This is a genomic window from Enterococcus sp. 125944 (genome assembly GCF_051909435.1).
Classification (GTDB): Bacteria; Bacillota; Bacilli; order Lactobacillales; family Enterococcaceae; genus Enterococcus_D; species Enterococcus_D gallinarum.
In genome coordinates this window covers 40344-61674 of the sequence record NZ_JBQASY010000020.1, presented here as the reverse complement: position 1 = coordinate 61674, position 21331 = coordinate 40344, and the positions used below count along the sequence as shown (strand labels likewise).

30 protein-coding genes are annotated in these 21331 nt (G+C 34.6%); 3 read left to right on the top strand and 27 right to left on the bottom strand.

What is annotated here, in order from left to right; translation table 11 throughout:
• Together ACTFWY_RS15040 and ACTFWY_RS15035 are read right to left on the bottom strand one after the other, a co-directional pair.
• Window positions 1-346, bottom strand: a 346-nt coding sequence (locus ACTFWY_RS15040; protein ID WP_439948510.1) for a hypothetical protein, incomplete at its 3' end; no start/stop codon positions are given.
• A 21-nt stretch (window positions 347-367) separates the two neighbouring features.
• A complete protein-coding gene (locus ACTFWY_RS15035) occupies window positions 368-520 on the bottom strand; it encodes a hypothetical protein (RefSeq protein WP_164742214.1) in 153 nt (50 codons plus the stop codon).
• Window positions 521-1016: 496 nt separating this feature from the next.
• On the opposite strand from ACTFWY_RS15035, the gene ACTFWY_RS15030 reads away from it, so the two are divergent.
• The 3 genes from ACTFWY_RS15030 to ACTFWY_RS15020 all read left to right on the top strand — a co-directional run bounded on the left by ACTFWY_RS15030 (window position 1017) and on the right by ACTFWY_RS15020 (window position 2132).
• A complete protein-coding gene (locus tag ACTFWY_RS15030) occupies window positions 1017-1226 on the top strand; it encodes a hypothetical protein (protein ID WP_439927156.1) in 210 nt (69 codons plus the stop codon).
• Window positions 1223-1510 (top strand): hypothetical protein, encoded by a 288-nt coding sequence (locus ACTFWY_RS15025; RefSeq protein WP_439927155.1) that lies wholly within the window; start codon window positions 1223-1225, stop codon window positions 1508-1510. Before ACTFWY_RS15030 ends, ACTFWY_RS15025 begins: the two co-directional genes overlap by 4 nt.
• A 64-nt stretch (window positions 1511-1574) precedes the next feature.
• The gene (locus ACTFWY_RS15020) at window positions 1575-2132 is read left to right on the top strand and encodes a hypothetical protein (protein ID WP_439927153.1); all 558 of its coding nucleotides are present in this window, start codon (window positions 1575-1577) and stop codon (window positions 2130-2132) included.
• A 16-nt stretch (window positions 2133-2148) separates the two neighbouring features.
• Here the strand turns inward: ACTFWY_RS15020 and ACTFWY_RS15015 are convergent, their stop codons facing one another.
• The 25 genes from ACTFWY_RS15015 to ACTFWY_RS14895 form a co-directional block, all read right to left on the bottom strand.
• Window positions 2149-2727 (bottom strand): recombinase family protein, encoded by a 579-nt coding sequence (locus ACTFWY_RS15015; RefSeq protein ID WP_252704621.1) that lies wholly within the window; start codon window positions 2725-2727, stop codon window positions 2149-2151.
• A 14-nt stretch (window positions 2728-2741) separates the two neighbouring features.
• A complete protein-coding gene (locus tag ACTFWY_RS15010) occupies window positions 2742-3044 on the bottom strand; it encodes a BRCT domain-containing protein (RefSeq protein WP_439927152.1) in 303 nt (100 codons plus the stop codon).
• A 112-nt stretch (window positions 3045-3156) separates the two neighbouring features.
• Window positions 3157-4125, bottom strand: coding sequence for a zeta toxin family protein (locus ACTFWY_RS15005; protein WP_439927151.1), 969 nt, complete (start codon window positions 4123-4125; stop codon window positions 3157-3159).
• Window positions 4126-4395, bottom strand: coding sequence for an antitoxin (locus tag ACTFWY_RS15000; RefSeq protein WP_179189880.1), 270 nt, complete (start codon window positions 4393-4395; stop codon window positions 4126-4128).
• An 18-nt stretch (window positions 4396-4413) separates the two neighbouring features.
• Window positions 4414-4680, bottom strand: coding sequence for a helix-turn-helix domain-containing protein (locus tag ACTFWY_RS14995; RefSeq protein WP_123864213.1), 267 nt, complete (start codon window positions 4678-4680; stop codon window positions 4414-4416).
• Window positions 4667-5026 (bottom strand): type II toxin-antitoxin system RelE/ParE family toxin, encoded by a 360-nt coding sequence (locus ACTFWY_RS14990; protein ID WP_439927149.1) that lies wholly within the window; start codon window positions 5024-5026, stop codon window positions 4667-4669. Before ACTFWY_RS14990 ends, ACTFWY_RS14995 begins: the two co-directional genes overlap by 14 nt.
• A gap of 77 nt (window positions 5027-5103) precedes the next feature.
• Complete coding sequence (locus ACTFWY_RS14985; protein WP_439927158.1) at window positions 5104-6591, bottom strand: relaxase/mobilization nuclease domain-containing protein; 1488 nt, start codon at window positions 6589-6591, stop codon at window positions 5104-5106.
• A gap of 11 nt (window positions 6592-6602) precedes the next feature.
• Window positions 6603-6971, bottom strand: coding sequence for a plasmid mobilization protein (locus ACTFWY_RS14980; protein ID WP_252704626.1), 369 nt, complete (start codon window positions 6969-6971; stop codon window positions 6603-6605).
• A gap of 498 nt (window positions 6972-7469) precedes the next feature.
• A complete protein-coding gene (locus ACTFWY_RS14975) occupies window positions 7470-7745 on the bottom strand; it encodes a hypothetical protein (protein ID WP_252704627.1) in 276 nt (91 codons plus the stop codon).
• On the bottom strand, window positions 7742-8779 hold the full coding sequence (locus tag ACTFWY_RS14970; RefSeq protein ID WP_311873916.1) for an ArdC family protein: 1038 nt from the start codon (window positions 8777-8779) through the stop codon (window positions 7742-7744). The genes ACTFWY_RS14975 and ACTFWY_RS14970 overlap by 4 nt, the downstream gene beginning before the upstream one ends.
• 77 nt (window positions 8780-8856) lie before the next feature.
• Window positions 8857-9702 carry an LPXTG cell wall anchor domain-containing protein gene (locus tag ACTFWY_RS14965; RefSeq protein WP_439927148.1) on the bottom strand — a complete coding sequence of 282 codons (846 nt, stop codon included), beginning with the start codon at window positions 9700-9702 and terminating at the stop codon, window positions 8857-8859.
• A gap of 26 nt (window positions 9703-9728) precedes the next feature.
• Entirely contained in the window at window positions 9729-10565 is an 837-nt protein-coding gene (locus ACTFWY_RS14960) for a hypothetical protein (RefSeq protein WP_311873920.1), read from the bottom strand.
• Window positions 10555-10779 (bottom strand): hypothetical protein, encoded by a 225-nt coding sequence (locus tag ACTFWY_RS14955; protein ID WP_311873921.1) that lies wholly within the window; start codon window positions 10777-10779, stop codon window positions 10555-10557. The genes ACTFWY_RS14960 and ACTFWY_RS14955 overlap by 11 nt, the downstream gene beginning before the upstream one ends.
• Window positions 10780-11148 carry a thioredoxin family protein gene (locus ACTFWY_RS14950; protein ID WP_123864064.1) on the bottom strand — a complete coding sequence of 123 codons (369 nt, stop codon included), beginning with the start codon at window positions 11146-11148 and terminating at the stop codon, window positions 10780-10782. It lies immediately after the preceding gene.
• Window positions 11141-11722: a hypothetical protein gene (locus tag ACTFWY_RS14945; RefSeq protein ID WP_123864065.1), complete on the bottom strand. Its 582-nt coding sequence runs from the start codon at window positions 11720-11722 to the stop codon at window positions 11141-11143. Before ACTFWY_RS14945 ends, ACTFWY_RS14950 begins: the two co-directional genes overlap by 8 nt.
• 1 nt (window position 11723) lies before the next feature.
• Window positions 11724-14009, bottom strand: coding sequence for an NlpC/P60 family protein (locus tag ACTFWY_RS14940; RefSeq protein WP_439927146.1), 2286 nt, complete (start codon window positions 14007-14009; stop codon window positions 11724-11726).
• Window positions 14010-14021: 12 nt separating this feature from the next.
• A complete protein-coding gene (locus ACTFWY_RS14935) occupies window positions 14022-16403 on the bottom strand; it encodes a VirB4-like conjugal transfer ATPase, CD1110 family (protein ID WP_252704564.1) in 2382 nt (793 codons plus the stop codon).
• The gene (locus ACTFWY_RS14930) at window positions 16339-16707 is read right to left on the bottom strand and encodes a PrgI family protein (protein ID WP_252704565.1); all 369 of its coding nucleotides are present in this window, start codon (window positions 16705-16707) and stop codon (window positions 16339-16341) included. Before ACTFWY_RS14930 ends, ACTFWY_RS14935 begins: the two co-directional genes overlap by 65 nt.
• A gap of 1 nt (window position 16708) precedes the next feature.
• Window positions 16709-17449: a hypothetical protein gene (locus ACTFWY_RS14925; protein WP_252704566.1), complete on the bottom strand. Its 741-nt coding sequence runs from the start codon at window positions 17447-17449 to the stop codon at window positions 16709-16711.
• 87 nt (window positions 17450-17536) lie between these two features.
• On the bottom strand, window positions 17537-17809 hold the full coding sequence (locus ACTFWY_RS14920) for a hypothetical protein (protein ID WP_252704567.1): 273 nt from the start codon (window positions 17807-17809) through the stop codon (window positions 17537-17539).
• Window positions 17810-19570, bottom strand: coding sequence for a VirD4-like conjugal transfer protein, CD1115 family (locus tag ACTFWY_RS14915; RefSeq protein WP_439927144.1), 1761 nt, complete (start codon window positions 19568-19570; stop codon window positions 17810-17812).
• Between the two features lie 62 nt (window positions 19571-19632).
• On the bottom strand, window positions 19633-20115 hold the full coding sequence (locus tag ACTFWY_RS14910; protein ID WP_252704569.1) for a hypothetical protein: 483 nt from the start codon (window positions 20113-20115) through the stop codon (window positions 19633-19635).
• 162 nt (window positions 20116-20277) lie between these two features.
• Entirely contained in the window at window positions 20278-20553 is a 276-nt protein-coding gene (locus tag ACTFWY_RS14905) for an HU family DNA-binding protein (protein WP_252704570.1), read from the bottom strand.
• Window positions 20537-20767: a hypothetical protein gene (locus ACTFWY_RS14900; RefSeq protein ID WP_252704571.1), complete on the bottom strand. Its 231-nt coding sequence runs from the start codon at window positions 20765-20767 to the stop codon at window positions 20537-20539. The genes ACTFWY_RS14905 and ACTFWY_RS14900 overlap by 17 nt, the downstream gene beginning before the upstream one ends.
• A 196-nt stretch (window positions 20768-20963) precedes the next feature.
• Window positions 20964-21248, bottom strand: a complete 285-nt coding sequence (locus tag ACTFWY_RS14895) for a hypothetical protein (RefSeq protein ID WP_439927143.1) — start codon at window positions 21246-21248, stop codon at window positions 20964-20966.
• Window positions 21249-21331: the final 83 nt, after the last annotated feature.

The following is a 21331-nucleotide window of genomic DNA, read 5'->3' as shown; positions in this document are numbered from 1 at the left end:
TTCCTAGAATCAATTCTTTCTCTCTTTTCAATGGCTTTTTATCAGGCCCTACATATTCATGATTCGCTTTATCTATAAACCGAATCGTTAGCACATACGGCTTTTCCGGATCCGCATATTCAAATGAAAGATCTCCTTGATAGAGCACGTTTTCCGAAGGAATTGTCTCAGGTTTCTTTGTATCAAGAACTTCCGTCTCTAATAATAGCTCTGGAGATACCTCTTCCGTTGTGCTAGCAGGGGTTTGTTCCGTAACATCTTTATTAGAAAACAACGAGTTTCCAATAAAAAAAACACTTCCAAATATACTTAATCCAACAATCAATACTATTAAACTTTTTTTCATACTTCTCTATTTTTTCACCTACTATTTTTCTATATTTTCTTTTTCTTGACTAGACTTCTTTTTTTGATTCTTCTCTTTTTCTTCCTGATCTCTTTCGCCTTCAAAATATTTAAATAACCCCCTTTCAAAAGCATTTCTAGGTTTCGGAGAATAAGGAATGCCTTTTTTCTTCATACAAACACCTCTTTTAACTATTTGATCTATTTTATACCACCACATTATCAAAATAACAAATGTATTAAAAGGAATTTCTTATTAAAACCATCTTGACCTTTTGGGAGATTTCAGTGCGATTTCTTTTTATTCCCATACTTTTTTCGTTGGTCGCTTTCGTATACCCAATCTAAGCGATCATCGGCAGCAGTGCTTTTACAACGAATGGTAGGACAAAACAAGGGGCGGAAAAACTTTTTTGATCATTTCATAAAAAACTTTTTCCTACAGCATTCCCTTGTTTTCTCTTACCACACGTTGTGACCTAAAAGCACGCCGACGAACGCTTAGCTATACGAAAATGACCAACCAAAACAAAAAAGTGAGGTGAATGGAAACAAAAAGAAATTGAAATCTCCTAAAAGGCCGCCCGCCTCGGAGACAACTTGCTGCCGAAAATGGTTGATTCGGCTAAGTATCAAATAAGGCAAATCAAACATTATTGGAGGAATAGATCATGAAAGCAAATACCCCGTACAAATTAGGAGACATTTTTTTCATTTCAGAAAACGAATCAATCGATCCTTATATCCGAATGAATTATACAGAAGTCGCAGTTGGGACATGTTTTGTCGCTATAATAATCAACCAGTTTACGAAAGTAGTTATTACTGAGAGAGAAATTCTCTCTTATGTAATAAACCCACGAAAGGAGCTATTTCTATGACAATAAAATCTATTCACATCGTCGATTGCTACGATCGAGAGACAAACAACTACTTAGGTTCTTTTGAACAAACAGACGAAAATATCTTAAACTATGTTGCTGGACTATCTCCCTTTGATGCTGTTTATTTAATCGAACGGATAAGTGACCAGTTACTTTTAACAACTATTGGTAACTTTTTAGACCAAGTTTCCGATCAACAATGGCTAAACCGAGTATTCCCACGATTGATTGCCAAACAGACTGGAAATAGTACAATTATACCTGTAAAGATGATCCAATAACCGCACATTAATCATTAAAATTTTTAAGGAAAAACTGACTCCCTGAGTCAAGGAGGGATTCTTTATGACAACAAACTTTGATTTTTTAGGTGACCCGATTGAAAAGGACGAATTTATTCAACATTATATGTTACTATTCAAAGAAGTCGTAAAAAAACTTTATGCGATTGATACGTTTTTTCCAAAGGAAATTCAATACTTAAAAGCAGAAAAGCAAAAAATATCGTTACTTTACGATCAATTTGTTCAATTCTATCAACGTGCTCCGGATTATAGCTTTTTATCGAATACACTTACCACAAACTTTTTAGCAAAAGAATACTTATTCGCTACCCATGATCAAAACCTGATGACTGCCAACCATTTTGCAACCATTTACATTGATCAACTAAAAAGTAAAAAAAAGTGTACGTACGAGAAGTATGGAGAAGATTGGTATTATATTTTACAGCGTGAATATCATCGGGCACAACTTCGCTACGAAGAACACAACCAATTAATTGAAGGTTATCCAGAACTATGCATTCAGAATAACTCTTTTTTACAGCAACAAATCTGGACAACGTTACACCATGAGTTTCATGAAATCTATCGTGGTTACGAAAGGGATTATGTTTCCTAAAGGATTAATCGCATGATTAATCCTTTAATTTTTTTCGATATCTTCGAAAAGTCGTTCGATTAATTCCTGTTCTTCGCTCAATTGCAGTTTCGGTTAAACCTTGTTGATAAAGTTCTAAGGCATGCTGCAGGCATTCATCTTCTAGCGTATATTTAGGTTTACGCCCCTTAAACCTTCCCTGGTGTTTTGCAATTGCTATCCCTTGTGCCTGACGTTCTTTGATTCGTTTTCTCTCAGATTCTGCTTGATACTTATACAATTCAATCACTAAATTATTTATCAATCTTCTTAGATTCTCATCTTCAATCCCCGTCATAGAAGGTAAATTCAACACTTCTAAAGTCGCTCCTTTTTGCTGGATATGATTCATAATCGCTGTAAGATCTTTGTTATTACGTCCTAATCGATCTAATTCCGTCACAACAACAATATCACCTTCTCGAATATAATCTAACAAAGCTTTTAATTGTGGCCGTTCGGTAGATTGTCCGCTTATTTTGTCTGAAAAGACCTTAGAAACGTCCTGTAGTGCTTTTAATTGCCGATCTAAGTGCTGTTCCTTGCTACTGACACGTGCATAACCAATTCTACTCATCTTATCTCCCTCTTTCATATAACATTCTGATAAAGTTGATCAATGGTTTCTTTGATTTTCTGTAAAAATTCTTTCTCACTTATTAACTGTAACTTTTGTCCCTCGCGTTTTAAGCCTAAAGCTGTCAACTTTTTTCTTGACAGATCCAAAGGATCCGTCAATTTTGTTTGATGATAACCAACAACCAGTAGAGTTGTCTGCTTTGTTACCGTATGTTGTACTTTCCAACCCACACCAGTCACAAGAGCCTGTGCTCGCTTTCTCGTCATTGAACACAGACTTCCTGTAAAGACAACAAATTCTCCCTCTTTTTGCACGTAAAAATCACCTCTATTTTGAACAAGTCTAATGAACACTCACAAAGACTGATTTAACAACAAAACAAAAAAGTTCAATAGAGTATACTCTATTGAACTTTTGTTAGACAAATTATAACCGTTTTGTTTTCGTTTTCTCTTTGTTCGTTGATGGCAATCGATGTTTTAGTAGTTTTTCCTGTTCCATTTTGGCTTGCTCAATTTCTTTTTGTAAAATCGTTTGCTTTGGCTTAATCATATCTCTTCGCAAGTTTTTATATGATGCGACTCTCGTTTCAATTTCCACCAGTATCTTATTTTCTATGACAGCTTTTTCTTTGATTCGCTGTAACTTCTGTTCTAATCTACCATATATGTTTTCTCGTTGATCTATATTCAAAACGCAAGTTAGTTTTTCTTCTAATACTGATTTAGGCGATTTTAACGGAGTTGCGTGCATGGAATACAAAAGTTCCCCCTGTCTAGTTAAAACTTTTATCTCGTTAAAAATATGGTGATTATAAAGCGTTTCTAAATTCCCTGGAATGGCTTTAACAATTTCATCATGAATCACTTTAGGTGTTGCTCGTGCAGTCTCTGGTTCTTCCAAATACATATCCAGGTATCTTTCTAAAGTGCTCAAATAAGACAATTCACTTTGAGTAGCAATCACATATAGATTTGTGGAATAGCCTTTATTTTTTAATTGAGTGTTTGTTTTTATTGGTGTTTCAGTCGTTCTCAATGTTCCTTCTATAATTAGGTTATACTTTTGATCACTTAGGTAATCGATTAGTTCATTTGTGAGGCGATTGGAAAATGGTTTGACGTATTCTGTTACTTCAACGCCAATTTTTTCAGCTAATTGATCATAATTCGGATGTAAAGGTTTAAACGTATCATTATCAACGATAATAATATTCCCTTGCATCTCTTCCAATATCAATTTGTGCAGTGTTGATTTTCCTGCACCAGATTGCCCACCTAGAATATAAGCTTGCGGGTTTTTAGTCGGATTCATCGAATAAGTTAAGTCTTCAATTAAATCCTCAAAAATCGCACAATACTGCTCCTCTGAGTAAGCGAATAAGTCGTCCATCATTTATGCCACTCGTTTCTTGGATAGATCTTTTGTAAGCTGATTCATCGAATGCCAATATGCTTTGAGCTCTTCCAATTCTTTCAAGTTTTTATCGAATAAATTACTCCTTTTGTGCTCTTTAAATTGTTGTAAAAGTAAGCACTCAAAAATAGACATATCCGTTTTATCATATCCTGCTTCTAAAATCATGTTTAGTAATCGACCATATACTCTTGCGGACAACTCTTTAATTAACTCAACTTGGTATACTTCATCATAGTTCACTTTCACGCTTATACCTCCTTAGCTTCAAATAAATTCTACTTTCATTTCTTTTCCCATTGCATGCGCAATGGAAGCTAATTTTTCAAAAGAGACGTTATCTCCACGTTCAATTCTAGCAATGGTTGCTTGTGTTGTATTTGCTCGCTCTGCCAATTCTTGTTGTGTGAGTCCTGCTTGTTCACGAGCATGATATAAGGCAACAGCTGTCTGAAGCTTTTCACCTTCTGCTTGATACAACTCCGCAAATTCTGTGTCTTTTTTCATCTCATGAATTAACTCATTGATTTTCATTATCATACCATTCCTTTCTTAATTCTTTTGCATGTTCAATTTCCTGTTTTGGTGTTTTTTCCGTCTTTTTCGTAAATCCATGAGTAATGATATAGCGATTGTCTACTACATGAAAATAGAACGCTCGTTGAATATTTGATCCTACTTTACTCCTTAATTCGTATAGATTTGTGTCAATCTTCTTGACCCATTTCAAACGTTGCGCAACTAATAACCCATTTTTTTCTGTTTCTGCAATGATTCGTAACAGTTTCGCACTGTCTTTTTTTGGCAATAATTTTATCCATTTTAAAAATTCATCGTGTCCATTTTTTCTCTGGTAACTTTCAAATACAATTTTTTCCATAGTATTATTATATCATAAATTTCTTTTAAAAACTATATATCATATGCAAAAAAATCATTTTCCACGGAAAAAGTCTATTATAACCGAGGTTTCGTCATCCGTTTCGTTTTTTCTTGTTCATATTCCTCATAGCGTTGAACAGACTTATTATAAAACAAAATGTCTCTTTCGACTTTTTGAAGTGTTTTTCTTAATTCTGATTGTTCTTTTTGTAGATTTTCAATTGCCTTAACAATTTGTGTATTTGTTCTCGCATACTTTTTATTTTTTTCTACATAATTCACAATTCTCTCATCCAATTGATCTAAAATCGCTTCCGTTTCTAGATAAGTATTTTCAAGATCTGTCCCTATCGCTTCAAAAGATTTATCAAAGCCTAACCCTTTACTGATAAGAAAATCAAACTCTTTCAAAATTTGTCGTAACTTTATCCTTGCTGAATTGGCATAAAGCGGGACATTCCCACTTTGATTTTCAAGATTTTTCACAACAGTTGATCCTAACATGATTTTATTTTTCCCAGGATTCTTTTCGTCTACAAAATAAAAACGATCTTGCTTCTTAATAAAAATCTGGTAGTTGCCATCTTCTAATTTATCGACACATCGTGCTGGAATTTTGATTGCTGCTTCTCGTTCTATCCCATAATCAACAGTTACATACAAAAATTTTTCCGTTTCTTTTTGGACTTGCCATTCTTCTACAAGAATTTCGATTTCTTTTTCTTGACTCTCATTTTTTATTTTTTGTTGCTGCTTCCAAAGGGTAACTACTTCTTCTTTAGAATAGCCCACCGTATTTCTTTTTAACCTGGCTATAAGATTTTCCTTCATCAATGTTTGATTTTTTAAACTTCGGTCTCGAATTTGTCGCTCTTGTTGACTATCCATCAATTGATACGTTACATATTTTTTTGTATCGTCTACTTTTATATTTAACGCACCTGCTTTTTCTTTAAAATCTTCCCAACTATTCGCATGTGTCATTAAAAATTTTAGTTTCGTTTTTATTTCATTCCGATAGGAATTTTGTGCAAGATACTGTTGATATTTTTTATGCGAATTTTTCAATGTCCGATCAATCACTTTCGCTCCATATTCCAAAGAAATTTGATCTGAAATTTCTTTTAACTCTTCAAATTGTATACTAGTTTGATGAAATTTTTTCAACGTTCTTGGATTTGTCGCATTTAAAACAATATGATTGTGTAAATGTTTTTTATCTGTATGCGTCGCAATGACAAACTCTGCTGAATCTCCTAGATATTTGTTCATCGTTTTTCTCCCAATTTCATGAATTTGTTCTGGTGTTAATTGATCTTCTGGTGAAAAAGACTGGACAAAATGATAGGCAAACCGTTCATTTTTTCTTGGTTGATTTCCCACTAACTTTGCAACTTCTCGAGTCAATAACATTTCTTCTAATGCTTGTTGTGGAACACGAATATTTTGTCCGGAAACCAATTCATAATTATTTGTCTTTTTTGGGTCAACAATATAATCCAATGTATTCGCTAATTGTTTTTCACTGTGAATGACACCGTGTGACTTTTTGGGCAAAGACATAACCGGCAATTTTATCCCTCCGAAAATTTTTTTAATACACTTTTTAATTTTATTTGAAGAGCTTTCAATTCATTTTGATAATTCTTCATTAATTCTTTTGTTTGATTTTGTTCTGACTCATTCAAATATTTTGCGATCTGATTTAAGTTATTTCCAATTCGATTCATTTCAAAGTTTGCTTGTGCAATGACAGAGATAATTTCTTCGAAAGAAGAAATATCCGCAACATAAATTTTTTTGTTTAAGCAACACTTACGCACATACAAACCAAAATTTTTTATTTTTGCTTTTTGCATATTTTTTTCAATCGCTTTTTGTTCTGGTTCATTTATCCAAAATTTTTTTGGAATATTTCTGGTTCTATTTTCTTCTTTCCACATTTTCTTTCTCCTACAAAAGTAAAAATCTTTTCCATTTTTTCGAGAAAGAATTTTTCTTTTCTCAAAAAAATCTTCCCACTTTCTTAAAAAATTTTTCCCGAAGGAAAAACTGCCACACTTTTTTTGCTTAGTCGAAAACTTCCTTGATTGCTTTTTGCTCTTTTTTTCAAAGCTTCTCTAGCCTCAAAATAGAATATCTCTTAAAATGCGCTGTTGCGAGCATCGCATGTGGGTTCCCACATGCCTAAAAAAATCCATCTGGCACAAAGCAACAACTAAAATAGTATTTTAATTGTCGCTTATTTCAGCTGGATTTTTTCTTCTTTGGGGCGCTGCCCCAATCCCCTTATTCTAAAAAAGATTTTGCTTTTTTATTTTTTGATTCAAAAAAATCCGACAACCAAAGTCAAAAATATATTTTTCAAACCAAATGTTCTCTACTTTAAAAAAATTTGAATTGAATAGTTTTGTCTCCATAGAGATTTATTTTTCTTTCCTCTAAAAATTTTGTTTTAAAAAATCAAATTTTTCATATTGTTTTACTACCAATTCGCAAATAGCTTCTATCGAAAACTCAGGTAATGATTGAATAAAATTTTTTGCTTGTATATATTCTTCTAATTCCTCTTTCTCAAGAAATGGTTCTAATTCTTTAACTATTACATTAAATGAATGAATTAACTTTTTCTTTGGAACTGGAAATTCTCCCGAATAAGAAATAGCCTCAAAGATTTCCCTTCCATATCGTTCTTCTTTTTTTAATACTTCACTCATAGGGGAACTCCTTCTTTTATTTTTGTTTCTTCCTGAAATTGTTTTTTATTTTTTTGTTGGTTTATTTTTTCTCTTAACTCATTTTGTAATTCGTTTTGTTTTCCTTTTGCCAATTCAATTTCAGATTGTAGGGTTGTTTTTTTCATTTGAACTTCTTTTTGCCTTTTCAATTCTAAATCAATATTTTCAATTAATTCTTTTGCTGCAGCTTGAACTTTTTCCATCACATCATACAAATCTTCACTGCTAATTTTATCTAATCCCCAAGAATTGAGATAGCCTATTGTATACTTTGATGTATCAATTCCATAATTATTTGCGACAATATACGCAGTCGATTCTGCTTCTAATTCTTGAATGGAATATTGTTTTTCTCCAAACGAAGTCTCAGTATTTTGATGAAGTTTTGCGTGCGTCACTTCATGAATGAGCGTATGAATTAAGTCCGCACCATGTAATTTCGAATTAATGAAAATCTTTTGTTCAGTCGAAGAATAATAACCGTCTATTTCTAACGGTTTTAGTTCAACTTCTACCTTGCTTATTTCTGCTAAAGCTATAAACAGCTCTTTCGTAAGACTTGTGTCTTGATTAAGATAAGCTACTGGTTTAGGAATTTTTTCATATTCTACAAGTTGTTTATCTTCAAATACTGTCCCCAATTTAAACCCTTTTACTTCCATTACTTTTTCATTTTTTTCGTTTAAAATAGGCTGGCCATCTTCGTACTTTGCACCGATAATAGGCATAAAAATTTTATACCCCTTCGATCCCTTTTTTATGTGATAACCTTGTTCTTTCCATTTTGTAAAAGTTGCTACATGTCCAATAGTAGGTTTTTGTTTGAGTAACAACTGAATATTTTTTATCGAATATTTCGGACACTTTGCAACAAAGTCTAGATAATTTTTAAATTGATCCGATTGTTTAAAATCTTCAACCTGATCTTTTAAAAAGTTTCCTAACTTACGTATATCTCGTTCTGCTAACAACGTTTGAAGTTGATCTGATTGTTTTGATGAATCTTGTACCATTCCTATACTCCTTTCAAAATGACCACGAAAAAAAAGCTCCCTTCACGCAAGAGAGCCCTTTAAAAATATTTTCGTCGTTAGAATATTTTCGTTTTCTTATAACCAAAAAACGTGGTGATGCTGACTAAAATTAAACCAAGAACTGACAGGACTGTTCGAGTTTCTTCACCGGTTTTTGGCAAGACTTTCGTTTTGCCGTCCACTGTTTTAATTTCGATATTACCGCTAGGAAGTTTCTTCACAGGAATCGACAGATCTTTTTCGAATTCCCCTTGTTCGTTTTTCACTAATGGTACCCCATCTAATACTCCGACAATCTCTTGACCAGTTGCGACTTTTAGTGGCGTGGTTGGGGTTGGAATATAAGTCAATTCATCCACATCACTAGTGACAATTGGAACACTTGTGCCTTGGCTCTTGTTTGATGTCGGTTGGCCACTTGGAGTTACTGTAACTGTCATTTCTTCTGCCGGCTCGGCTGGTTTCGATGGATTTGGTCTTTCCTCTGTTGGTTTTTCTACTGGCTTAGTCGGTTCCTCACTAGTAGACGGCGTGGTACTTGGTTCGGTTGGCTTGGTCGGTTCAGTCGGTTCAATAGGTACCGTAGGTTGGCTTGGCTCAGTTTGATCTACTGGTTCAGCTGGCTCACTTGGTACTGTAGGTTGACTCGGTTCGGTTGGTTGTTCTGGTTCTACAGGGACGGTTGGTTCACTTTGCGTGACAGGTGGTATGTCAGGGTCAACCGGTGTCTCCACGGGTGTTGTCGGTTCTGTTGGCGTAACAGGGATACTTGGATCTGTTGGTACTTCAACTGATGGTGTACTTGGATCAGTAGGAACTAATTCATCTGCAAATGCAGCCGTTCCAAATGAACCAAATAAAAGGGTTGCACTAAATAAACTGGTTAAGACAATTTTTTTCATAAAATATTCCTCCTAAAATTTTGGGTTCAGTGATTAATTTCAAAATGTTCCTCTTTAGGAACTGTCGTGACTTTGTATTGTTGGTCTTGTTCCTTGATAGAAAAGGACACTTGCTGGGTAGTCGTTTGTTCTTGACTATCTTGAAAGGTTAGGATATACGCAAGGTACCATGTCGAGCCTTTACGCTTAGCTTCCCAAGGTAAAATACTTTTGACTTGTTTGTCTGTCCCTTGAAAGTCTTTTAATACACCTTTATCAACAAATCGGTTGATCTTCTCTTGCACTTTCTCCCCTTCTGTTGTGCCGGTGTAATAGTTCGTTAAAAAATAGCGACTAAATGTGTCGATTTGTGGTTGTTGTTGTACTTGTTTTTCTAACTCATTCCATTGAGCATTGACTTCGTCAGAAATCTTAGAGTGAGACGGAACCATCGTTCCTAGATAAAATGTGCCTAAAAGTATGAAAAATAGACATATGATTTTAAGAAACATCGTAAGTTTAACCGTCATTCTTCCCTCTGTGTAAGGAGGATGAATGACGAATCTTCGCTTTTCTTTTTCTGGGGAAACTTTCTTTCGCTTAAGTGGCTTCTCTTGATTGAACGAAGCCAATAAGGCTTCGAAATTTGTCTCTTCCGAAACAGGGAGACGAATCGCTTCCGTGTGAATCACTTTTTCATCTTTCGTATATTTTGTAATTACTACTTTTAATCTCTGAATAGTAGATATTTTTATTAATTTTGCGTTTATATCAATTATTCGCGTAATAAAATCTTCAAAATAGAATAATTCTTCTGGATGTTGCAAAAAATCGTCTATTTCTGTCTCAGAAAACACATATTTAAAAGGTCTTTTAGTAATCATCTTTATGTTCCTTATAATCAATTCCCAATAGCTCAATCGCTTCTGCGACACTAACGTTGGATTCTTCCAACATTTCCATCAAATAATCCTTTTCAACATTCTCCATTTTCTTTTTTAGATCTTTCAGATCCTGATTAATTTTATTTCGTTTCCTAATTAATGCTTCTTGACGATCCAATAATTCTTGTTTCTTTTCTTGTAACGTCTGATCCATTTATTCATCACTCCTTTTTTCTAAAAAATCGCCAACAGCCTGTCGATTCGTACCTGCATACATATGATTTCGATAAATAAACGTTGGGACAGAATGAATATTGTATTGTGAGACAAAGCGCCAATTCTCTTTCTGATTAAGATTGATGAATTGGACATCTTGATGTAAAAAATCCCATAAATAGACCTGTAAAAATACTTTCTGGCAATCTGGACAATCGTCTCGGTAAAAAAAGGCAATTTTTTCATCTTGAATACTAGATACCACTGCCAGACTTTTTTCTTGCTTGGAATAGTCAGAACCGATGTGTCCAATAACTAGGAAAACAAGAAACACAAACAAAAGAATACATTTCTTTCGTCTATTCATTTAATGTCCCCATAGACTTTATTGAAACAAACTGGTTTCTTAGTGAGTCATATTCTGCTCGATACGTAAATTGTGCTTCTTGTGGCGTACTGCCTGCGATTGACACTGTATTTTTGATCAGAATGAATACGTTCTGTCTTTTGTCTTTAGTTGCCGAATAATAGATGGCTATCGGTTCATCGATCCGAGAAACCGATTGAACAGAAGCCTGATAAGAAGTTGCTTCTTTTGGAAAAATCTCTTCCAATGCCTCTTCACTTACAAATTCACGTGCTTTCTCACGTCTTTCTTTAAGCGTATCTTTTGCTGAATCATAATTAAAAAGACTTGAAAAAACCTCCGTAGCGGCATGTACTAACATTTCATTCTCAGTATTATTTTTTTGTGTAGATAATTGTTCGTATCGTTCATTTACCTCTTTTACTTTTAATACTAACTCCTCAATCTTCGCTTCTTGCTTTTGTACTTCTTTTTCTCCTTCAACATGAATACCAATAGAAACAATGAGCAACACAAAACAAATAATTGCCACTATCAGACAGATTCTTTTCCATACCGTCACGTTCTCTTGCATCTCATCTTCTCCCTTGTATAAATTCCACTTGTGCCACAGTCGCTTGATCAATCACACGCCAAGAACGTGTCCCAGAACCTGGATTCACCACATTCGTCTCGCTGACTAAGATACTCCCATCAGAATTGACATATTCAACGACGGCGATATGCCCGTAAGGAGGCGTAGACCCAGCTAAACCACCATAGAAGCTGGCCGCCCAACCAACTTGCGGCTTGCCTTTCACCACAGTATAGCCTTTTGCACGTGCAGAAGCGCCCCAGGAGCCACCATTTCCTCCCTCTCCTGAGAACCATGCGATCGGTGTTCCAAGTTGTGCCATGCGATTATAAGCTCCCCATGTACACTGTCCAAAAGGATAATTGTTACCGGCATAGTTTTTATTATCTGGTGGTGGCAAAGTTAGCTTACCTTCGTATTCTTCTGGAACATCTAACGTAGGTGCACGATTTATTCCGACAGACTCTTCGCTAGCAAATTGATTCACCACACACCCATCTTCATCTGTTCCAGTATCTAAATCATTTGATAGTCCATCAACAGAGCCAAACCAATAATCGCCATATAATACATTTTCTTTACAGGTTTCTCCAGGTTGTGGCTCTTCGATAATCTTGCCATCTCCAAGATAAATCGCCACATGGTGGGCATTGCCAGCAGAACCCCAAAAGACTAAATCTCCTGGTTTTGCTTGGTCTTCCTCCACTTTTTTTACCTCTGCTGATTGCGTTTCCGAAGTTGGCGGTAAATCAATCCCAACTCGTTGATACACCAACATGGTCAATCCACTACAGTCCATTCCAGTTTCCCATTCACGACCACCCCAGACATAAGGCACACCGATACGACTTTTGGCCAATTCAACGATTTTGTTCCGTTTTGATGCATTGACAGAAGTCTGATCTTCTTTCTTCTGAATTAGAAGCGGATCTCTCAGACTAGCTCCTGCTTTATAGGGGGTTGTCCCATATTTAGTGATCGCTTCTTGATCGAGCCATTGATACTTCTTTCCTAAACTCTCATAAGCTGCCAACAAGCTTGTTAAATAACCTGGATCTGTAGCCCAACCACCACGAAAAATCGCTTGTAACGTATTGGGGCCATTTGTATTGTTAATCGCTCCTGTATACAGCGTCTGATGTGCCATGAACTCAGCTTTACCAACAATGCCGGCATTGTAATCCTTAAAGTACGTGTAAGCACCACCGGTATTATCCCCCACATTGGTTCCAGGTTTCGTTCCAGTGATATCCACCGCATCTTTACCAAACGTTGCTAATGTGATGGGAAAATCTTCTAAACGTGAAGTTTTGACCCCTCCCATGTTGTGTGCCTGCCAAAAGGAGGTTCCCGAAGGATTCGTAAAATTAAACCCATTTTCTACCATAGTTTGCGCAATACTCGCAGATGGTAAGAACCCTCCTGCCTTCCAAGAAAGAATGTACGCATCTTTATGACTTTTAATAAAATCATCAATTGATCGTGGAGTCTTAGAAAGATTTTCTGTTGTGATACCACTATAACTAGGTCGAGAACATTGATTTTCTTTTATAGAAACAAATAGCGACAAAAATAAAATGAGCAAAATCCCTGTACCAACTATTCCAATTAAAGGAAAAGAAAAAGTACTCACAAACGAAATCGTTGTGGAAACAACCGATTTAGCTATGGTAACGGTTGAGGTCACTGCCTTTTCTGTATATACTTTTGCCTTAGACAGTGGTTTCATTTTAGGTAATTGTCGATTTTTTAAGGAATATGAAGGTTTCTTACTTTCTGGTATGGGTCGAATATACTTCTTCATTCCTCGATTATTTGTAAACCCATTTTTCTTGATTAATTTATCTTGTATTCCTTGTTTGGAGAGATAAATCATCTTTTTTGTGGGCTTTTTTAATAACTGTTTAAACGTATTCGTTGCTTGTTCTTCTTCATTTTCACTAGCATTTTGTTCTACAAATAGATTTACAATTGGTGCTGCTTTTTTTAGTTTTTTTCCTGATCTGTAAAATAAACTTTGACTTGATTGATACTTTTGTAGTTTCTTTAAGCTATGCTTTTTTAACAAAGGAATAGTTGAAGAAAAAGAATTGGAACGAGCAGAAACTCTTCTAACGTTTATAAATCCTTGTGTATGTTTAAATCTTCTAAACTTCGTTGGATAAGTTTTTCCTTTTTCCAATCGATAGTTTTTCCTAAAACCTGCTTTTCGTGTAGATTGGCACAAGTTTTTGGTTAATTTTTCATTTGTTTTAAACGTAAATTTATCTGATTGTTTTGCAGCCATATGAATCCCTCACTAATCTGTCTGCATAATCCGATACAATTCTGTTTCTTTAGGAATAGTGTTTTCAAAAGGAACAATTGTATTTCCCGCTATGATCAATCCGCTGCCTTTTGCTGGCGTTTTTAAATATTGTTCTTGTTGTTCGGTTAAGTTGTAATGCTGTTTGATAATATTAATCGCAAATTTTTTCTGCTTCAACAATACTAAGAATTCAGAATTAAAGAACATCGAACGTCCTTCTTCTGTTGTCAGTACGGTATCGATAAATTGGGTAATACCTGTCGGATTCCCACCATATTTTCTTATTCGTGCCCAAATATCTTTGAATTTTTCTCTCGTTATTTCACTTGATGTTCCGGATAATAATACTTGTATTTCATCAAAATACACCCAAGTTGTTATCCCTTTTGCATTATTCTCTACGACGCGTTGCCAAATTTTTTCTTCTAATGCCATAAAACCAAATGGCTTAAATTTATTTTTTAATTGGCTGATATTGTACACGGTGAATCTTGAAGTCAAATCAACATTCGTCTTATGGGCAAATATATCCATTGAGCCTGTAATATAAAGTTTTAATTTATAGGCTAAATCTTGTGCTTCTTCATTATTGATAGTAGCTAAAATCTGATACCAATCATGTAATGTTGGATACTGATGTTGTCTATACGTTTTAATTGTGACTTCATCAATGATCGATTCTTGAATTTCTGAAATATTCTCAAACAATGAAGAAAATAAACTAACTAAAAAGCTTGATTTTAAACCGATAGGATCATCATCGGTTTCCAACCACTCTTCATCCGGTAAATCTAAAATATTGATATGTTGCTTTGTCTTAGGTGCAATTTTCACCAGTTGTCCATCAAAGATTTGTGTCAACTCATCGTATTCATTGTCTGGCGAAAGAATAATCACTTCATCCTCTGGATTTTTTAAAAGAGTCGTAATGATTTCGTATTTTGCAGTCATAGATTTTCCTGAACCCGAAATTCCGGTAATTAACCCATTGGAGTTATCCATACTTGGATCTCTTCGATTAATAGCAATAATATTGTTAGAAAATAGATTAATACCATAGAATTTCCCTTTGAAATGGTTGATATCTACTGTTGTAAAAGGTGAATTAATCGACAAATTAGGGGTGATTAAATCTCTTTGATATGTTTTTTCACAATCAGTAAAATTCATTCCGATTGGCAAAATAGAATTTAGTGCCTCTTCTTGTAGATACCCAAGAAAAGCAAAAATTGCTCCGTATTTCTCCCCAATCGCTTTAATCATTCGTGCATTCTCGTCTCTTTCTTCAAGCGTTTTTCCTGTTACATAAATAAGAAAAATGGACGAAAATTGTTTGTCTCCTGTCTCACGAACAAATTTAATCACTTCATCAAGATCTGCTTGGGCTTCTTTCGTCGCTCGCCCTATAAAATCTGGTGAATACCCTTCTTTATACGCCACTTTTTGTTGTTTGATTACTTCACTTTCGACATTCGTCGCTTGTGCACGTAGCCGTTTATTTGTTTCCATAATAGAATACGGTTGTGCTTGAATTGTAATCACCAGTTCTTGTCCACATTCTGCCAAATCCTTAAAAAGATGATCAGAAAGCTCCATTGGAAATCCTCTTAAATACAACACTTGAGTGAAGCGTTCTTCTATATCAATCGCTGTTTTAGTAAATTTAAGCGAAGTTGGAGCAATTAAATCCTTTGTAGTCAACATTGATCGTTGAATATCACCAAAATTCCCGTATAGTGGCTTATCAGGGTTTAGAATCTTATTCATCACACGCAGACGATCTAAACCAGATAATGACTTGATTGGTACCTCAATACTGGCCAATGTATTTGCCATAAGTGTGTGCGTATTTTCCAATTTTCCTAATGCTTTTACTTTGTTTTCTGCTTTTGTACCGATAGTAATATATCGATCAATCTGATAATTGTTTAATCCTTTTTGATAGTTTGTCATAATCATTTCATTTAATTCTTTTCGTAAAGAATCATATTTATCCTTTTGTAGAGGGAATTCATTTTGTAACCGATACTCTTGTTCATCTATCTTTGAAACAACTAACGTAAGTTGAAAATGTTGATCATTTGATAATGTATTGATCATCGAATTATATTGCGTAATAATGTTAATTTGTTCCTCATTTGTTGCTGTTGCATAATTAGTCGATCCCAACTCATAAGTCATCGAATAATGATCATCGACAATATGCATCAAGCCATTTTCAAAAAGAGAAGTATAACGTAATACATTCTGACTTGAACTATTTTTTGCCTTCTGCGCATTTCTTTTTAACCGATTCAGCCTAAGTTTCTCAGTTTTGGATAAAGGTGGCTGTCTCTTTGACTTTTTTCGATTGAATAAATTCTTTACGTTCATAATTTACGATCCTTTCTGTTTGATACGTTCTTTTTTTGGGCTTATGTAAATAAGCCCGTTTCAATTTGAACCAATGATCACTTGGCAAGCCATTAATTTTTATCAGAAAGAAAAAAAGACCGATAAAAAGACTTACTATGAGTGGCAATTCAAAAAAAAGCGCATCAATATGAAAAAAAAACGAATTTAGAATCATAAAAATCGTCACAGTACCAATCAATAAAAGAGCAAGAAATTGTCGCAGTGTTAATCCGACAATCTTACTCTCTATCTTCGAACCATCTTTATATACTTTTATTTCCATACTATCCTCCTAGTCCTACAACGGATTTCGAAATTTTACCAGATTGAACAATTAGCACCATCACAATAACTGGTTGTACTAATGAAGAAAAACCTCCTGCGACTGCACCTTCTACTTGTGGTGCAGAAAATGCATTACTGATCCCTAAAATAATCAGGATCACAAAACCTTGTAAGGAAAGTGCAGAGTATTGTTTTAGAAAACCAATACCAATTGACCGATACTCACTGGAAGCAAACGAGGAAAACGCTATGGGAGCTAATATAGTATATACATAAAGCTGAAACGTACGCATACACACAATCACAACAATAACCAAAGAAGAGATAGAACCAACTAAAAAAGAAATCGCCCAGGAGAGAATTTTACCTAGTCCATCAAAAACACTAGGAACCGCTGGAGAAGCAAATGCAAAGAGTCGATAAGAGCCTGTTCCTTTGATTAAATTAATCGCACCAACGACAATCTCATTAATAAACGGCAAGATAAAAATTGCCCCAGAAACTAATGCACCAGCAAGCAGTGTATTCACACAGGCTTGAAACATCGTAATCGGTACAACTGTTCCTTCATTGTTTTTATTTGCAGTTTCAAAAATTTTTGCCAATTCAAAAATTAAGAAAAAAACAAGTAAATAGATCCCTACTTTCGTCGTGGACTTTGCCATAATCGTAGTAACATAATCCCACCCTTTTTCATTCAAATGCTCTGCTTGTCCACCGAGAACTTTAAATAAATCCATAGTACTCCCTCCTTCATTTTTTTAGAAAAAAGGGATAGTGAGTGGTTGACTATCTCCATTTGATCCCTTCGGTACAACGACGAACTATTAGCTGCCTGGAGGCGCCGTAAGCAACTGTACAAGTCCAGCAGCACCCCCTAAAAGTAAACCACCTAAAATTAACATGATTCCTCTTGTTCGTTGTCCACCATTGGCTTCTGCCATACTTTCTGCAATTTGGATAACCCCAACAATAATTAGGCCAATTGCACCAGCGCCAAAGAACCATGTCAATAATTTTTTTATCGTATCTAATGCTGTCGCACCAACTACTAAATGAGGCGTAAGACTTTCTAGCCATAATAATGCTTTTGTTTTCATTTAAGCCGCTCCTTCTATTTCTACAATTTGTTCGTGGGATAACATTTGATTGTAATAATCATATGCTTCACCCAACGTTCGAAATTCTGGTTTAAATTCATACCAGTTTTCGTCATTTTTATATTTACTCCATTCTTTTGATAATGGATGTCCTCCAAAAGGATATTTTTTTCCTTTATACATTGGCATTGAAGAAATCGAAACTAAACATTCTTCACGAGATAGTTCAGCAATCTCTGATTGGGTAATTAACTCTCTTCCTAAAACTTCATGACTAATAGAATACGAACCATTTCGTCCTCTGTTTTCCGAAATTTTTTTCATACGAATCGTTTCTTTCCCTGCACGTTCTGAAAAGAGTTTTTGTGTATCTGGTTCTGTAGAACCTGCCAGATAAAGCAATGTGTCGCAATTCCCAATAAAGCTTTTCCAGTCATCTTTATACATACTGATCAATTGATTGAGATTTTGTATGATAATATCAATGCTCATTTCACGAGAACGAAACACAGCCAGTGCTTCTTTTATATTGGGAATCTTCCCTAGATTCGCAAACTCTTCTAGGATAAAACGAATATGATTCGGTGGATTACCGCCATATACATAGTCAACTTGATATTCCAATGTTCGAAAAGCTAGAATAAAAATCATTGTAACGAGGAAATTGAATGTTTTGTCCATATCTGGAATAGTAAGGTAGACAACGGTCTTTTTTTCAATCCAAGTTTCAATTTCTAAATCATCGTCTTCTAATAGCTCACGGATATCTTGTAAATCGAACATAGAGAATCGTGCAGTGGCAATAGCTAAGACACTACTTCTCGTTTCACCTTCATAGCTTTTGAAACTCTCAAATTGCATTACAGCGTAATTGTCTGAACCAAATCGTTCTTCAAATTGTGAAAACATAATCTCTAATACCGAAGGAACTGCTTCATTTTCTCTTTTTAGTAAACGAATCAGCTCAGAAACATGGTATAGAGCTGGTAATTCATTCGTTCCTACAATTCCTTTTTTAGGATCGCCTTTGTATTTGTAGTACAAAAAAGAAAACAATGCGCTCAGCAATAACTCTTCTGATTTATCCCAAAAAGGTTCCCCTTTTCGATTATTTTCTCCGTTGGTCGCATCTATAATCACTTGAATCACACGTTTTAATGTAATCTCATCGTGTATATACTTAAAGGGATTGAATCGATTGCAGTTTTTAAATGTATTTACATCAAAGTTCTTTATCTGATAGTGGTGACTTTCCATCATTTTTCCAGTTTCATGAAGGAGTCTTCCTTTAGGATCTGTCACTACATAGGAGGAATGAAGTTGAGATAGATTAGGCTTCACAAATAGTTCTGTTTTACCTGCACCAGAACCAGCAACTAGAAGAATATTTTTGTTTCTTTGATATTTCAACGGCATATTTTTCGTTGTTAAACTCATTTTGACATCTTTTGAAAGGACAATATTATTCTCTTCCCACTTATTATCAGCAAAATTCTTCAATTCCCTTACAGTTGCCCAACGAGCAGAACCATATTCTTTTCCTTTCCGATGTTTTCCGTCTCCCAAACTTAATAAAAACAAAAGAAAGGCGATAATGAAGCCTAAAAAAAAGGCAACTAATGGATAAGCTTCGAAGTGGAAAAAAAATTTCCCAGCTGTAAGAGAAGTTAACGCATTCGTTGCACTATTTATTAATTTATATATCCCTTCTTCTTTCTCAATAAATAGAAAATAAGTAAATAGGTGAAAAAAATATCCCAAAATGCATCCTAAAAGTATAAAGCACACGAGTTTTAGTTTTGTTGCAAAAGAACTATCTTGCATCAAACAGTCTTCCTTTTCTTCATTGTTTTATTTAGCGATTGTTTCGGTTCATTCTTTAAGAGTTCTTGTTGGATTTGTTTAGCATTTTGGATTTCTTCCTTCAATGTTGGTTCTTTCTGTCCTTTGATTGGTTTTACCACTCCTTCTTTCTTTTGATATTTTTGCGAATTCTCTTGCATATCTCGCATAATTTTTTCTGTTGTTGCTAGAATCATATTTCGATCTTTCGCATGAAAAAGCAACTCAATTTTCCCATCTGGTAATTTCCGATAAAAGAAATCAACACCATTTGTTTTATACTCTTTTTTCAATACCTTTAATGCTGTTTCGCTATTGGCTAAACTTTCGTTTAATACTTCACTGTCTGTAAAACGAGCGATTTTTGCTTGTGTATTTAACTTTGTTTTTAATAAAGGATATAAATAGCGGATACTATCTTTCCCAGCAGTTAAAATGACTCTTACCGCTAATTCGTCTTCCAATTACGACCACTCCCTCATCAATTTAATCCGATGCTTATCGAAAAAGAATTGTCAGTTGAAGAATTAATTTCCATGTAACAAGCCAGGCCTTTAGTAATACACGAAGAGGTAAAATAAACGTCCAATAAAAAAACTTCTTCATTTTTTCGTCTCCTTCTTCCTTTAACGATTCATTGATTTATCGCTCAATTCAGAGCCTGGTACAAACTCCACATATTTGACTGGATGGCTTTTCTGTTCACCTGTTTCTTGATTCGTAAAGTAGATTACTTCCTCAATAATTAAAAATTTTCCAAATCGATTAAATTTGATTTCCTGTCCATTTTGCAAGTGTTCAATCATTTTATCCAACAATAGACTAAACAACTGATTAATCGTTCGGCTATCCATTTCCATATCTAAAGCAATTTCTTTTGCCAAATCACGCTTTCCTATCATTGAAATTCCTTCCTTTTTTCTGACGCTTATGCTTTGCGACTTCATGCCAATATTTTCTTGAAAATTCTCGATTTTGTATTTTTCTTCTTTCCTCTAAAGCCTCTCGATTTCTTATGCGACTTTTTGAATAAATTTTTCGTAATTCCATAAATGTAATATCATAACCATTTCGTTGTAGTTCTTCTATAAAAAATTTATCAAGTGTCATTAACACTGAACACTTCACCTCCTGAAAATAAAAATAACCTCTAAAATGATCTTCTATGATGTTTTAGAAACAATCTCGAAGTTTCTTTATCGATTGATTAAAACACCTGAAATCGCAAAATAAAGCTTATTTCCATAAATCAATGAAGAAATAGAAAACATAGCCCTACACTTTCCGAACAAGACCATCATTACTTCTCTATTTATATTTTTTGATTTTGAAGTATGAGTTCTATTGCTTTATAGAACGCTACTTCCTTTTTTGTAGCAGGAACTAAATCTAATTCTTTAGTGTCTACACAATCAAGAAACATGAGCTTTTTCAAATCAATTTCTTTTGGATCAACCACAAAAAAATAGTAATAATTTTTATAAACCGCCTCACTTTCCTTATCCCTGTACTTATCTGGCAACGGTTGATTGTCAATTGCTTTGTATAGATGATTTGATAACTTTTCCTTATAATAGTTTCCTTGTATGATTTCCATGAGAATCCTCCTGTATTGAAACTATTAATACCAAAAACCTCGAGAATCACTTTCTCTGAGGCTTTAAAAATATTTCTGATTAG